10 protein-coding genes and 2 pseudogenes are annotated in these 15,316 nt (G+C 59.0%); 7 read left to right on the top strand and 5 right to left on the bottom strand.

The features are described 5' to 3' along the window. Positions 1-19 precede the first annotated feature (19 nt). Positions 20-364, bottom strand: a pseudogene (locus ACYQ14_RS05850) (SRPBCC family protein). Positions 365-480: 116 nt separating this feature from the next. On the opposite strand from ACYQ14_RS05850, the gene ACYQ14_RS05855 reads away from it, so the two are divergent. Beyond that, on the top strand, positions 481-714 hold the full coding sequence (locus ACYQ14_RS05855; protein ID WP_459885849.1) for a DUF8107 family protein: 234 nt from the start codon (positions 481-483) through the stop codon (positions 712-714). Positions 715-748: 34 nt separating this feature from the next. Here the strand turns inward: ACYQ14_RS05855 and ACYQ14_RS05860 are convergent, their stop codons facing one another. Together ACYQ14_RS05860 and ACYQ14_RS05865 are read right to left on the bottom strand one after the other, a co-directional pair. Continuing rightward, a complete protein-coding gene (locus ACYQ14_RS05860; protein WP_459885851.1) occupies positions 749-1,375 on the bottom strand; it encodes a phosphoribosyltransferase in 627 nt (208 codons plus the stop codon). Positions 1,376-1,537: 162 nt separating this feature from the next. Then, a pseudogene (locus ACYQ14_RS05865) lies at positions 1,538-2,017 on the bottom strand (transposase domain-containing protein); the annotation flags it as partial. 1,042 nt (positions 2,018-3,059) lie between these two features. Between ACYQ14_RS05865 and ACYQ14_RS05870 the strand changes: the two are divergent. Then, a complete protein-coding gene (locus ACYQ14_RS05870) occupies positions 3,060-4,532 on the top strand; it encodes a family 4 glycosyl hydrolase (protein WP_459885854.1) in 1,473 nt (490 codons plus the stop codon). Between the two features lie 218 nt (positions 4,533-4,750). Here the strand turns inward: ACYQ14_RS05870 and ACYQ14_RS05875 are convergent, their stop codons facing one another. After that, positions 4,751-6,808: an ABC transporter permease subunit gene (locus ACYQ14_RS05875; protein WP_459885857.1), complete on the bottom strand. Its 2,058-nt coding sequence runs from the start codon at positions 6,806-6,808 to the stop codon at positions 4,751-4,753. A gap of 1,065 nt (positions 6,809-7,873) precedes the next feature. On the opposite strand from ACYQ14_RS05875, the gene ACYQ14_RS05880 reads away from it, so the two are divergent. From ACYQ14_RS05880 to ACYQ14_RS05895, 4 genes are all read left to right on the top strand, one after another. Beyond that, on the top strand, positions 7,874-10,117 hold the full coding sequence (locus tag ACYQ14_RS05880; RefSeq protein WP_459889996.1) for a glycoside hydrolase family 3 N-terminal domain-containing protein: 2,244 nt from the start codon (positions 7,874-7,876) through the stop codon (positions 10,115-10,117). A 324-nt stretch (positions 10,118-10,441) separates the two neighbouring features. After that, positions 10,442-11,278 carry a glycoside hydrolase family 11 protein gene (locus ACYQ14_RS05885; protein WP_459885860.1) on the top strand — a complete coding sequence of 279 codons (837 nt, stop codon included), beginning with the start codon at positions 10,442-10,444 and terminating at the stop codon, positions 11,276-11,278. A 180-nt stretch (positions 11,279-11,458) separates the two neighbouring features. After that, positions 11,459-13,771 carry an endo-1,4-beta-xylanase gene (locus ACYQ14_RS05890; protein ID WP_459885862.1) on the top strand — a complete coding sequence of 771 codons (2,313 nt, stop codon included), beginning with the start codon at positions 11,459-11,461 and terminating at the stop codon, positions 13,769-13,771. A gap of 28 nt (positions 13,772-13,799) precedes the next feature. Then, the gene (locus ACYQ14_RS05895) at positions 13,800-13,931 is read left to right on the top strand and encodes a hypothetical protein (RefSeq protein ID WP_459885865.1); all 132 of its coding nucleotides are present in this window, start codon (positions 13,800-13,802) and stop codon (positions 13,929-13,931) included. Between the two features lie 15 nt (positions 13,932-13,946). Here the strand turns inward: ACYQ14_RS05895 and ACYQ14_RS05900 are convergent, their stop codons facing one another. Beyond that, on the bottom strand, positions 13,947-14,192 hold the full coding sequence (locus ACYQ14_RS05900; protein ID WP_459885868.1) for a hypothetical protein: 246 nt from the start codon (positions 14,190-14,192) through the stop codon (positions 13,947-13,949). Positions 14,193-14,293: 101 nt separating this feature from the next. Between ACYQ14_RS05900 and ACYQ14_RS05905 the strand changes: the two genes are divergently transcribed. Continuing rightward, positions 14,294-15,268 (top strand): endo-1,4-beta-xylanase, encoded by a 975-nt coding sequence (locus tag ACYQ14_RS05905; RefSeq protein WP_459885870.1) that lies wholly within the window; start codon positions 14,294-14,296, stop codon positions 15,266-15,268. Positions 15,269-15,316: the final 48 nt, after the last annotated feature.

The following is a 15,316-nucleotide window of genomic DNA, read 5'->3' on the forward strand; positions in this document are numbered from 1 at the left end:
ACGCATCCTGCGGTCGGAATCACTCACACCGGGATCGTATCTCCTCGAGCGCCCGATTCAGTTCCTCCTTCCGTTTCCAGGCGACAACCGATCGCCGAACGGCAACGGCGCGGCGAGTGAAACCGAGCATCGAAACGTAAGTCGGGTGCCCCCGTTTTCGCGGTCGAACTCGATTCGCGTTTCCATCGCCGAAAACGGCCCGTGTTCGCTCCTGTGTGGAGTATATCGCGTCTTCGCGTTCTTCGAATCGAGGCGGCGACTGGAACCCCGGGCCGGTTGCGACGACGATCGTCGCCGGATCCAACCACGATCGAAGCTCCGCCGGCATCGCCCGAACGACTCGAGACGCAGTGACTTCCCGCAGACGACCGCAACTGAACGGAATCGTCTAAGGGGTTGGCACCGAGAACCAAACCCGTGGGCGAGCCTCAAAATCCGGCCACAGAAACGACTAAGTAAGCGACGGACACCTGTTCTGCCATGAGCGACTCCGACGGCGATCGAGCCGGCTTTCGAGACGGGCTCGAGTCCTCCGAGGGCGATCCGCGGATACTCGCCATCCTGAACGCCGTTCTGTCGGCGGCGTTCGCCTGGCTCCTCGTCTGGGGCGGCAGTATCATTGGGATGCTCGAATACGGCCTGACGAACGTCGCACTCGTCGCTGCCGGACTGTTCCTCTTTACGTATATTATGAGTCGATCGTCGACCTCGTGATCCGTGAGAGACGACGGATTCTCGAGTCCACCCGCTACCCGTGATCGAGGTACTCGATAGCCTCTTCGTCAGTCACCTGTCCGAACGTCCGGTAGTACTGACCGACGGCCCGGAAGTCCGCCGGCGAACGCAGCGCGATCACGTCGTCGGCTTCGTCCTCGAGATCGACGAGCGAGTCCGATGGCCCGACGGGAACGGCCAGGGTTACGTGAGCCGCGTTTGCCTCACGGACCTGTTTGAGACACGCGATCGCGGTCGCTCCCGTCGCCACGCCGTCGTCGACGACCACCACGCGTTTCCCCTCGAGATCCGGAAGTCCGGGCGTCTCTCGATATCTGTCGGCCTTTTCGCGAGCGTTTTCGGCCTCGTCGGCGCGAACCGACTCGAGGTACGATTCGGAGACGTTCAACCGCTCGACGAGCGCGTCGTTGAGCCAGACGCTCCCCTCGCTGGCGACCGCACCTAATGCGAGTTCAGGGTTGTTCGGCGCACCCAGTTTGCGTGCGACGACCACGTCGAGTTCCGCCCCGAGAGCGTCTGCGACCGGCCGTGCGACCGGGAGCGCGCCGCGAGGAATACCGAGGACGACATCGGCCGTCGTTCCGCGGCGCTCGAGTTCCGATGCGAGTCGATCGCCGGCGTCGGTTCGATCCTCGAACATGGCATAGTGCTACGACGCCACCGTACTAGATTCTTGGGTCGAGCGTTCGTTTCCGTTGAGAGGTCTTCGCTGCCGCCAGCTTCTACCCGGTAGATCATCGGGCTTTAGCGATCGAATTCCGATTCGCGGACGGCTCTCCACTGCTCGTCTGTCCTACCGTGTTCAGAGAACGTCTCGTCTGCTCCACGGTGTTCTGATAAGCTGAGTCCATGCGAAGACGAACGATCTAACCCACTCTTCAGCCAGCTTTGCGTAGACATTACTGAAGGAGTTTGAAATTTCCCCTCTGAAATCGAGGCCGTGTCGTTGGCAGGCATACTTCACCGATTTATCGCCATCGCCGAGAAACACGCCACCCTCGACGTCGTAGTTCTCGAGCAGTTTCCGGAAAAATAACTTACGATGACTTTTCCCTGGTCGGTTCAAGCTTTGTGTACGGCACTTTGTTCGTTTCGGGATCGACGGCGGCATACAGTCGATACTGCTCGTCGTCGAGTTGGATCACCGGTTCGTCGACCGTAACGTGATCCGGGCTGTGTCCAGTATCGGGCTGAAGATCGAATTTATGAACCCAGTTTCGAACTGTTGATCGAGTTTTGTCAACGCCTATACCTCGGTAATTCGAGCAGTATTTGAAAGCGAGAATTTTGGATATTGAATAGAGTATTTCCTTCACTAATGGTCGAGGAGTTGTATATATGCGTCTATAAATCCAATGAATATACAATAATAGGCACATAATATGTGCTTTTTGGGTCAAATATCATTGATACTTCACACACACACACAACTCTTTAAGACTCGTCGGTCACCAACTAAAAGCATATATTCGAAGAAATAGACCTAATAGACTTTATTTGAAAATCTAAATCCCCATAATAGCTATATTCTAAATTATTTATGCGTTAAATGACATACTTTGGACATCATCTTGAGAGATACTAGAATAGTATTAAAATTGGTAGGAGGAATCTTTCATCAGCTAAAATATATCTCTTGAGTCGAAGTCTCCGTGTTTTTCGTATCGAAATCGGAGCCATGATGGTGAAGTACCGCTTTGATCACGGTGCTGAATCGACGAGGAACGCGGCGTCTTTACAGAGCCAGTATCCGAAAGCGATGATCCGAATAGATGGAACTGATACGCAATCGCATCAGTTCGTGCAGTGTCGGCTTCCGCTTTACAAAACTTAACTGAATCTCTGTACCAGAGCCGTCGGTGCTGGTTAATTCTTCCATAGGCATCACGAACTTCACTGCCTCGTCCCTGCAACGCTAATCACACGAAGGAGAACGTTCATTACGAATGGTGTTAATATATTAACATACTGATACATCTACCACCTCGGTTTTTGTAGTGTCGAGCGCGATGACGTTCGTCTCGCTAGCAAAGAAATTAGTAGAATCGTCATTTTGTTCAGATTTTACGGCGAGTCAATTCTCGTGCGACACTGCGTCCCTGCGAGTGAAGTAATTTGTCGCGAGATAGTAGTCGCCCCCGACGCGACAGATGCTGAGATCCGGGTGAAACCCGGGAATGACTGCATTCTTGTACTCCATGTGTTGTCCCCGATCGAACACGACATAATAATGTTGATCGGGCGAGGAGTTATCTGGATGGGGTATGGGGGGATTTCACTTGTACCCCGATATTTATCAGAGTGGCTCACGCTGATTCTGTACGATGTCGAATCAAGTGCAATCGTCAGTCATGGCGAACACGACGATCCACCCCGACGATATTACGATCGCCTATCTCGGCGGCGGCAGCCGTCAGTGGGCACCGAATCTGATCAAGGATCTCGCGCAGTCGGATCTCGACGGACGGGTCCGCCTCTACGACGAGTACTACGAGAGCGCAAAGCGTAACGCCGAGTTCGGCAACTGGGTCCACTCCGAAGCCGATGTCGAACCGACCGCAGACTGGTCCTACGAAGCGACCGAATCGATCGAGACGGCCCTCGAGGGGGCGGACGTCGTTGTCCTTTCGACGCAGTACGATCCGGCGGAGACGTTCGTCCACGATCTGGACATTCCGAAAGAGTACGGTATCTACGGGGCGGTTGCCGCGACGATCGGCCCCGGCGGTATCTTCCGAGCGATGCGGACCGTCCCCCTCTATCGGAAATTCGCTGCCGCAATTCGCGAACACTGTCCCGACGCGTGGGTGTTTAACTACACGAACCCGGTTCACTTCGTGACGCGAGCGCTGTACGACGAGTACCCCGACATTAACGCGCTCGGTCTCTGTCACGAGGCCCTTGGCACCCGTCACCGACTCGCTCACTATGCGCGCAAAGAACTCGATATGGACGCCGAGCGCTCGGATATCTCGGTTAACGTAAAGGGGATCAACCACTTCACGTGGATCGACGAAGCTCGATGTAAGGGCGTCGACCTCTGGCCCGTCCTCGAGGGCTTACTCGAGAGCGAGGAGGGCCACCGGGAGTTCACGCGGCAAGATCTCGAAGAGGAGAGCGTCTTCGTCGATAATTGGCAGGTGACCTGGGAGCTGTTCCGACGATTCGACGTCTTGCCGGCGGCGGGCGACCGTCACCTCGTCGAGTACGCGCCCTGGTTCATCCAGAACGGTCAGGAGGGACTCAACCGCTGGGGAGTCAAGCGCACGGGAAGCGACTACCGCGCGAAACACTGGACGCCCGCCGAGTCCGATCAGACCACCGACGTCGAAGCCTGGTTGAACGGCGAGAAGGAGTTTGGACTCACCGAATCCAACGAAGTTTTCGTCGATATCCTCCGCGCGCTCGTCGGCAAGGATGTCTACGTGACGAACATCAATCTCCCGAACGTCGGCCAGGTGTCGGATCTGCAGGACGATGCCGTCGTCGAGACGAACGCGACGGTTCGCACAAACGAGGTCAAGCCGATGGCGGCTGGCGGCTTTCCACGGCCCGTCCGCAACCTCATTCGCGGCCACGTCGATACGATCGAAACGGTCATCGAAGCCTCTCGAGACGGAGACATCGACGCCGCGTTCGAAGGCTTCCTTATCGACCAGCAGATTCGTACCCTTCAGACCGAAAATGCGCGAGACCTGTTCGCCGAACTAGTCGCCGCTGAAGTGGAATACCTACAGGAATGGAAGCTCTCCGAATCGGCCGTGCTCGCGGAAGCCGAGACGTACACACTGGACTGAGCGGGTTTTGGTTATCCTTTGCTCTCGTTTTACTCCCAACGGTACGCGGTATTCGATTTGATTTTTGAAATATCCGACCGTTGTCCGAGAGTTCGTTCTCTCCTGGCGAGCAGTGTCGGTCGGAGAGAACAGCGGTCCGAGGATCGAGTCACCGACGCGTGCAACGCCACTCTATAGCCCAAAAACGGGAAACGCCCCTCCGAATTACGCTGCGATCGTTACGTCGGATCGTCGTCGTCGACGGATTTTGCGTGTCGCGCACGGATTCGCGGGTTGCTGATCCGATCGAGTGCCTGTGCGATGAGGATGAGCCCCATTGAGAACAGGATAATGGCCAGCGTCGGTGCCAGGATGTAGTGCACCTGTCCGATGGTGTACAACGCGTTTGCCGACTCTGCTTGTTCGAGAATAACACCCCAGTTCTCCGTACTGCGCGGCAGAAAGCCCAGGTAGTACAGGGCGACGGACGAGAAGATGATGTTCCGTCCGTGGTTTGCGAGGTTGATGAGGACGTATGGCCATATGTTCGGCAGGATATCCTTGAGAATAATGGCGACGGTGCCGACGCCCATCGCTCGAGCCGCTTCGACGTATTCCTGACTTCGAACCTTAAGCACCTCAGAGCGGATCGCGCGGCCGAGTCCACCCCAGGCAGCGACCGAGAGGACGAGGCCGACGATCGCCGGGTGACGCGGTTCGACGACCGCGGCGATGACGATTATCAGCGGCAAGCCGGGGATAGAGACGACGATATCACAGATTGTCATCAGCGCCCGATCGAGAGCACCGCCACGGAAGCCGGCCGCCGTCCCGACGGAGACGCCGAGCGTAACCGTGACGATCGCACCGGTTGCGACCATGATGAGTACGGGTGTCGTCCCGCTGACCACCATCGAGAGAATGTCGACACCCGCGCCGTTCGTTCCCAGCGGATGCGCGAGATTCCCGTCCAGCGGTGAGACCCACGAATCGAACGTTGCGGTCGGACTGTGTGTGAATCGCGGGCCGACCGTTCCGATAATGAGGAATGAAAGCGTTAACACGATCCCAACGAGTCCACGCCAGTCGCTTAGCACGATCTTTGCCGGCGCGTACACTGATCGGTCGAACTTTCGATAGACCGCGTCTTTACGACTCACGTCAGCGGCGGTTTCCTCGCCGAATAGGGCGTGGGGCGTCGCGCCACCGTCGGCTCGTGTTTCGGTGCGGTTGGTGAGTCGCTGAACGTATCGCTTGAACTGCGTTCGAAGCGGGACGCCGGCCGAACTCCCGTATACCTCCATATTGTCTCCGCTGGTCTTTGCGCGCGGATCGATACGACTGTACGTGAGATCAGCGATGAACATCATAATGACGACGGTAATACATATCACCATGAACCCGCCGACCATCAATGGGTAATCGCGGTTGTTGACCCCCTCGAACATGTACCACCCCATCCCGCGATAGGTAAAGATTTCCTCGAGAACGATCGAACCGCCGATCATAAAGCCGACGAGCAAGAGGAGCCCGGTGTACAGGGGAAGCAACGCGTTGCGCATGACATACCGGAGGGCGATCCGCATCGGTGGCAGTCCGCGCAGGCGTGCGACCCGAATGTGGTCGGAACCGAGAACGCTGATCGAATTCCCTCGCATCTCGAGTGAAGCGGCCGCCCCCGTGGCGACCATCGAGAGTATCGGCAATGCCGCGTGATAAAACGCACCGAGAACGAACTCGCTGTTCAGGCCAATTTCCGCACCACCGGGGTACCGGGCGCCCGTCGGGAACCAGCCGAGCTGGTAGGAGAAGACGAACAGTAACAGGAGTGCAACGACGTAGTACGGGGTCGAACTCTCGATGACGGCGACAGCGGTCATCGCCGTGTCGAACTTCGATCCCTCGTAATAGGCCATGATCGCCCCGATACAAATGCTCGTGACGAACGTGATGGCCATCGCGACGGACATATAGAAAATCGTCCACGGCACTGCCTCGGCGAGGATCTGATTCACCGAGGCGCTTTCTGCGATCGAGTATCCTAGATCACCCTGCATGAGCGCGGACATATAATCGATATACTGTACGTACATCGGGTCCTGCGGGTTGATACTGAGGTACAACTCGACGAGCTGTCGTGCCTGATCCGGGTTATCCGGGTTTTCCGCCATCATCTGGCTGTACAACGCCTGCACCGGATCTGACGGCATGAGCCGAACCAACACGAATGTCAGATGGAACACCACGACAATCGTCAAGATGCTCTGTCCGATTCGCTTGAGGAGCCAATTACTCATGATCTATGATATTGATCACCTGCTTGCCTACCCTAATAAAGTTACTGTTTCACTGAGTTTGGCACGCTGCTACGGTGGAGCGCTCGAGGATGCCATTCGGAGCGGTATCGCGGCCGCTATACACCAGCGCGTTCCACTCAGAATGAGCGTACACGACTACCGTTCGGTCGGTTTGAGAACCGGTTTATCACTACCCGAAGGAGCTATAGACGGGAGAGAGATATCGGCATTCATCACGGTTCCCGTTCAGGTGCTGTCTAGTTTAGCACCTCCTCGGCTTGTGTTCGTCCAGTGGGCGCTTGATTCAGTCAGTCGTGGTTATAGTGGTCCGTTTAGCTAGTGTTGTCCACCGCGAAAACGACTCTCGTGTGTCTTTCCCAGTCGTGGTGATTGGCATCAATATACACATGTGTTCTTTATGAGGGAATAGCGTTCTCCAAATAGGAATTTATCTCTACTACATCTCATCGAATACTGATCAGCGAAACTGTACGACTATCGCTTGGTCTCGACACTCACCCCCCAACCCTATTACACCTGTACATGTGTAATATTCGTCCTTCACCGTCCCGGTCGTAGATCTTTCTTCGATCCACGTATGTTCTTATATGGGAAACGAAGTACTCTATAATAAAACAAATTCGGGCTAACGCTGTACACGTCTTCATTATATGATCGTCCCGGTACCGAATAACGTGTCCTGACCCAAGGAACGCCTTCCGACCCGACCGTTTCCCTTATCACCTACGCGGATGTTGGCCACCCGTCGAACCAGATTATTGATACTGCCGGCTGTACGTCGTTCACGATTCTCGTTGCCCCGGGGTGCGAGAATCTTCACAGAGGCACAGCCGGCAGTATGAGCGGCGGTTTCGGCCGCGGTTCCCACCGGTTTCAGTCTATCAGTTCGGCCTGTTCAGATCAGACTGTTCTCGAGAACCCACTGTCAGAAGAACTAAGATAATCGATCACCACTGGCAAGCTGTGACAGACGAACAGCCTACTGCGACGTATCGGGATGAAACAGCGTCCGTATCGAACCGCGTCGAGGACCTTATCGAGCGGATGACGCTCGAGGAAAAGGCCGCACAGCTGGGTTCGGTCAACGCCGACCGAATCCTCGACGAGGACGGCGAGCTCGACGAGGAGGCCGTTGAACAGCGGCTCGGGAACGGTATCGGCCATCTCACACGAATCGGTGGTGAGGGAGGGCTAGCGCCGACCGAGGCTGCACGCGTGACGAATGAACTACAGGCGTATCTCGAGAACGAAACCCGACTGGGTGTGCCAGCGATTCCCCACGAGGAGTGTTTGAGTGGGTATATGGGGCCGGAAGCGACGACCTTCCCCCAGATGCTCGGGATGGCCAGTACCTGGAATCCCGATCTGCTGGGGACGGTCACCGAGACGATTCGCGGCGAACTCGAGGCGATCGGCACGGTTCACGCGCTCTCTCCGGTGCTCGACGTTGCGCGTGACCTTCGATGGGGTCGCGTCGAAGAAACCTTCGGCGAGGACCCGTACGTAGTCGCCGAGATGGCACGCGCGTACGTAAACGGACTACAGGGCGAGGGTCGAGAAGACGGTATTTCAGCGACACTGAAACACTTCGTCGGCCACGGCGCGACCGACGGCGGGAAGAACCGCTCCTCGCTCAACGTCGGCCCACGGGAACTCCGCGAGGCTCACCTGTTCCCCTACGAGGCCGTCATCAGCGAGGCCAACGCCGAGTCGGTGATGAACGCGTACCACGACATCGACGGCGTCCCCTGTGCCAGTTCCGAGTGGCTGCTGACGGACCTGCTGCGCGGCGAGTACGGCTTCGACGGCACCGTCGTCTCGGACTACTACAGCGTCCGCCACCTGGTGACCGAACACGGCACCGCGAACACGAAACGCAAAGCCGGCATCCAGTCCCTCGAGGCGGGTCTCGATATCGAACTTCCCTACACGGAGTACTACGGCGAGCACCTCGTCGAGGCCGTCGAGGAGGGCGAACTGGCCGAAGAGACGCTCGAGAAGTCCGTTCGACGCGTCCTCCGCGAGAAGCTTCGCAAGGGCGTCTTCGATGACTCGCCGGTCGACCCCGAGGCGGCCACAGACGCGTTCCACACCGAGGAGGCCCGTGAGGTCACCCACGAGGCCGCCCGGCAGTCGATGACGCTGCTCAAGAACGACGACGACCTGTTGCCGCTCGATGTCGATTCCGTTGCAGTCGTCGGCCCCAAGGCAGACGATCCGAAGGAACTCATGGGAGACTACGCCTACGCGGCCCACTACCCCGAAGAAAAGTACGAGGCAGACGCGGTTACGCCGCTTGCAGCACTCGAGTCGCGCGGCGGTCTCGACGTGACCTACGAGCAGGGTTGTACGATTTCGGGGCCGTTGACCGACGGCTTCGACGCGGCAACTGACGCTGCCGAAGCCGCCGACGTTGTGCTGGCGTTCGTCGGCGCTCGCTCGGCGGTCGACTTCTCGGATATCGATGCCGAGAAAGCGGAGAAACCGAGCGTCCCGACCAGCGGCGAAGGCTGTGACATGACCCACCTCGGGCTCCCCGGCGTGCAAGAAGAACTCGTCGAGGAACTCCTCGAGACCGATACGCCGGTTGTCGTCGTCCTCGTCAGTGGCAAACCACACGCAATCGAGGACATGGCTGAAAACGCCCCGGCGATCCTCTCCGCGTGGCTGCCGGGCGACGAAGGCGGCCCTGCGATCGCCGAAACGCTGTTCGGCGAGTACAACCCGTCGGGAAAACTCCCCGTCTCGCTGCCCAAATCGGTCGGACAGCTCCCGGTTTACTACAACCGCAAAGCTAACACCGCGAACAAGGACTACGTCTACACCGACAGCGACCCGGTGTATCCGTTTGGCCACGGCCTGAGTTACACCGAGTTCGAATACGACGACGTCTCGCTGTCGACCGACAGCGTCGCGCCGCTCGAGTCGTTCACCGCGAGAGTCACGGTCACGAACACGGGCGACCGCGCTGGCGACGAAATTGTCCAGCTCTACACCCACGCTGTGAACCCGAGCCAGGCCCGTCCTGTGCAGGAACTGCAGGGATTCGAGCGCGTCTCGCTCGAGCCGGGTGGATCCAAGCGGATCACCTTCGAGCTGTCGGCCACTCAGCTCGCGTTCCACGACCTCAATATGAACCTCACCGTCGAGGAAGGCCCCTACGAGGTTCGCATCGGTCGGTCGGCCGCAGACATCGTTTCGAGCGCCGGCCTCGAGATTACCGACACCAAGGCAGTACCGAAGACTGCCCGGACGTACTATACGGTAACGTCGGTCGACGCAGAGTAACGACACGGACGTCGGTCGACGCGGAGTAACGACACGGAAACGCCGGTCGATCCGGAACAGGGACGGTCGACGCTCGGGTACGTCTCGTTTTCGCGGTGTGGAAACCGGACCGATCGAACTGTCGCTGGACCGATAGCCATTTGATCGAAGCCCCACCGGCGCTGCGGACCGTCGGCGTTGAGATCCTGATACCATCTCGAGACCGGCCGGTGACGGTGTTGTACCGGCTCTGTCGAGTCTCCGGCAGATACCAGTTACTTTGATTGTTCCCTTCTTATTTTGGATAACAATTATAAATAATAGTGTGATAGCTACGGACGCAGCATGACAAACGATGAACGTGACATCGAGGACACGCCCGATGTCGAGGATACGACGGAGAAACGCAACGATCTCGCCGCGATGGCGAAGAACTCCACTGACTTCAAGGCGGAGGACGATCAGGCGACCGAATCCGACGGGAGACTGGGCCTGATCGATCGTCGAAGGTATATGCAGGCCGTTACGGCCACCGCGGCGACTGGCCTCGGCGCCGGAGCCCTGGCAACCTCGGCCGCCGCCCAGGACACTACGCTCACAGAAAACCAGCAAACCGACCACGATGGGTACTTCGTGTCGTTCTGGACCGACGCCGAGGGGACGGTTTCCATGAATCTGGGCCCCGACGGCAACTACAGCACCGAGTGGAGCGACACGGGGAACTTCGTCTGCGGCAAGGGCTGGAGCACCGGCGGGCGCAGGAACGTGGACTACTCGGCCACGTTCAACCCGTCCGGAAACGCCTACCTGTGCCTCTACGGGTGGACGACGGATCCGCTGGTCGAGTACTATGTCATCGAAGACCACGGCACCTACCGGCCCGAGGGAACGGCCCACGGTACCGTCACGAGCGACGGGGGTACGTACGACATCTACGAGACGGAGCGCGTCGAACAGCCTTCCATCGTCGGCACCGCGACCTTTCCGCAGTACTGGAGCGTCCGGCAATCGACGAGGACGAGTGGCACCATCACCACCGGCAACCACTTCGACGCGTGGGAAAATAATGGCCTGGAAACGGGCAATCACGACTACATGATCATGGCCACCGAGGGCTACGAGAGCAGCGGGAACTCCGACGTCACGGTCGGTGACTCTGGCGGTGGGGGTGGCGGCTGGTAACCAACTGTTCACGTTCGATTCGATCTGGATCAGCACGCTACTGACGTACCGGTGTCAGGGACGACTTGGGGGTGTCTTCACCGTCACCCTTACCGCGACACCCAGCGCCGGTCTCCCTTATCTTACGGGATACTAATTGAAAATGTTTATATCCTCCTTTGTGATTAGGTATCAGTGGTCATGACAAAATCCAACGATCGAGAGAAGCGAGCGCAACCATCGTCCGACGGCCCGATTAGTCGTCGTCCGTTTCTGGGAACGCTCGGAGCGTTCGGGTTTGTGGCGGGATTAACCGGGCGTGTCGGGGCAAACGAAGTCGGAGACAGCGACAGCCACGACTCGTGGCCCGACCCGGACGACGAGTACTACGCCGGTCTGGTCGACGAACTCTCCGCCCTCGAGATAGCGCCCGGACAGTTCGTCTACGCGGAGAACGAGGCCGACACGTTCGAGGCTTACGAACTCACGGGCGACGACGAGGACCTTGGCGAGCGAGCGTCGCTCGACGTGAGCGAAGACGACGTTCCGTTCGCCGAAGCGACCCGTATCGAGGTGGGCGAACTCGAGGACGGGTCGCTCGATCCGTGGGGCGTCAACTTCCAGGCGACGGTCGGCGATCGGTCTGTCTCGGTCGGTGACACGCTACTCGGCGTCGCGTATCTCCGGAATCCGGGGACCGGGGGCTCGACCGCCGACGTGACTTACAAGACGACGGACGAGGCCAACGAAGCGGACAACTGGGTCCTCAACGGCGGCATCGCGGCCGGTCAGGAGTGGGAGCGGTATTTCTTCCCAATCGATTTCCAGACCTCGGGCGAGGCCGGCGAGTGGTGGACGGAGTTCTGGGTCGGCCTCGAGGGCCAGACTGTCGACATCGGCGGACTGGCGCTACTCGACTTCGCGCAGGGCGTCGACGCCAACGAACTCCCCTCCTGGGACGACGAACTCAATCTCGAGGACGGCTGGGAAGACGAGGCAGACGCGCGTATTCAGGAACACCGAACCGCCGATCTCACGGTATCGGTCACCGACGCCGACGGCACGCCGGTCGACGGGGCGACGGTCGATATCGAGATGCAAGAACACGAGTTCACGTTCGGGGCCGCGGTTGACGCCAACAGACTGCGGGAGGACGATTCGGACGCCGAGCAGTACCGCGAGCACATTCCGGAGCTATTCAACGCAACTGTCCTCGAGAATTACCACAAGTGGCGTTTCTTCGAGGAGGACCGGGAGATTGCCGATGACGCGACCGACTGGGTCCTCGAGCAGGGACTGGACATTCGCGGCCACGCGTGCCTCTGGGCGAACCGGAGTGCCAACGCCGTTCCGGTGGATGTGGAGGACGCGATGGACGAGGGCGACGCCGCCTACGTCGAGCAGCGCTCGCTCGAGCACATTGGGACTATCATCGATCACTACGGCGACGACATGGAACACTGGGACGTGGTCAACGAGGCGATCCACGAGCCCGAAATGGCCCAGTTGATCGACGGCGAGAACGTCGATCCCGTCGAAGCTCCGATGCTCGAGTCGTGGTACGAGGCGGCGACCGAAGCCGCTCCCGAGGGTGTCGCACTCGATGTCAACGATTACAATACGCTCGCCGGCCCCTACGAGGGAACGCGCGACGACTACGAGCGCCAGATCGAGTTCCTCGCCGACGCCGACGGCGTCGATCTCGGGGGAATCGGTATGCAGAGTCACTTCAGCCGCGGCGAACAGCTCACGCCGGGTGAGATCATGGACACCCTCGATCGCTACGCCGCGGCCGGCGACGGCGCGGCCCTGCGGATCACCGAGTTCGACATGGCCGATCCGAACTGGCTCGAGGAGGACAAAGCGGCGTTCTTCCACTGGTTCCTGAAAACCGTTTTCAGCCACCCCGAGGTTGAGGACTTCCTCATGTGGGGCTTTTGGGACGACGAACACTGGCAGGACGATGCCCCGCTGTTCGACGCCGACTGGGAGCCGAAGCCGACCGCCGACGTCTACACCGACCTCGTCTTCGAGGAGTGGTGGACCGAGGAAGCTGGGGAAACGGACGCCGACGGCGCGTTCGATGCGACCGCGTTCCGCGGCGAGTACGATCTCACCGTCTCCCTCGAGGACGGCACCCTCGAGACGGCCCTTTCGCTCCCGGACGCAGACGATCGGACGATCAGCGTGACCCTCGTCGACATCGATGTTTGCGCCTCTGCGGGTGGTAACGGCCGAACACTGGTCCACCTCCACGGCGGCGACACGTTCGATCCCGACGACCTCGAGTACGACACCGTCCGCTTCGGTGATCCCGAACTCGTCAGCGACGGTAACGGCAGCGAGGTCGTTCACCTGCCGGGCGGTAACGGCCAGGGTCAGGGACGTGGCGACCGGTCGCGGATAGTCCACTTCGACGGCGGCGAGACTGGACTCGAGGACGTTGTGATGCTAACCGGTCGAACGGTAAACGGCGATATCGTCGTCGGCTTCGACTGTCTCGGCCAGGACTGAGATGTACTAAGGAAAGATCACCGAGGAGATGCGGATCGTGCAGGGTCTAGCCTTTGATGACGACGACGGCGTCGACAACCTGATCCACATCCTAATCGGCGATTTCGACGGGACGATTCGCCACTATGAGGGGTCGATTGTTCTCTTCCAGAGCGAATAGCCGTTCGGCGACCGTTCAGCGCCGTCGCTCTCGTTCCTCGAACGGGTCACGTTCCTGCCCGCCTCCCAGATCAGCCTGCTCGAGGTCGCGCACTCGGCGTTTGTATTCCCAGTACCCACCGCCGGAGAACAGGAGGGCGATCACGATGCCGGTGACAAGGTCTCCGCGGGTCGTAAAGTACAACAATCCGAGGACGCCGATGATCACGGAGATTATCATTGCCCCGCGGGCGAGTTTTCGCTGTGTCGCAGTCGTGCTCATGGTAGCTCATTTGAAAACCAGCTATACAATCCTTCTGCCTCAATCACCGTCACCTGCCGCGACCACTACGCTTTATGTAATTCGCTCCCTCTGTTCGGTCGATGTCCGACGAGTTAACGCTTCGTAAGATTGCCGACGAACGGGGATTCACCATCGGCGGGGCGATCGACCCCGACGCGCTACGGGTCGATCCGAGCTACTGGAAAACCGCCTCGAGAGAATTCAACGCAGTGACGCCCGAAAACGCGCTGAAAATGGGGCCGTTGCGGCCGTCTCGACACGCCTACGATTTCGAAGACGCCGATGCGGTCGTCAACTTCGGCGTCGAAAACGACATGTTCGTTCGCGGACACACCCTCGTCTGGCACAACCAGAGGCCCGACTGGTTCCAGACGTGGGACTATACGGACGACCAACTCCGGACGTTCCTTCGGGATCACATTCACACGGTTGCCGGCCGATACCGTTCGAAAATCGACGCCTGGGACGTCGTCAACGAGGCCGTCGCCGACGACGGGTCGATGCGCCGAACCGTTTGGTCCGACGCGCTGGGCGAGGAGTACCTCGCCGATGCGTTCCGGTGGGCCGATGACGTCAGCGATGCTGACCTCTACTACAACGATTACGGGGCCGACGAAATCAACGACAAATCCGACGCGATTTACGACCTGCTCGAGGGACTACTCGAAGATGGCGTCCCGATTGACGGCGTCGGCCTCCAGATGCACATGCTCGGCGATCGTCCGGATCCGAACTCGGTCGCGGAGAATATCGCTCGGTTTCAGGATCTCGGTCTCGAGGTCCAACTCACCGAAATGGATGTCGCCTTCCACGCCGACGACGTTCCCGAGGATCCGCTCGAGACACAGGCGGAATTCTATCGCGACGTCGTAACGACCTGTCTCGAGGTCGGCTGCGATACGATCGTAACCTGGGGAATTCACGACGGGAGTTCTTGGCTCCGGAGCTTCAAGGACTTCGACGAGCGCTACACCGGCGATCCGCTACTGTTCGACGACCGTTACGGCGAGAAAACAGCCTACACCGCGGTTAAACGTGCTCTCGAGGAACATTGACCACCGAGTGCTGAGGCGGGCTGTCTCGTCGTCATTGGGTCCCGGATG

This window comes from Halostagnicola bangensis, from assembly GCF_054653435.1.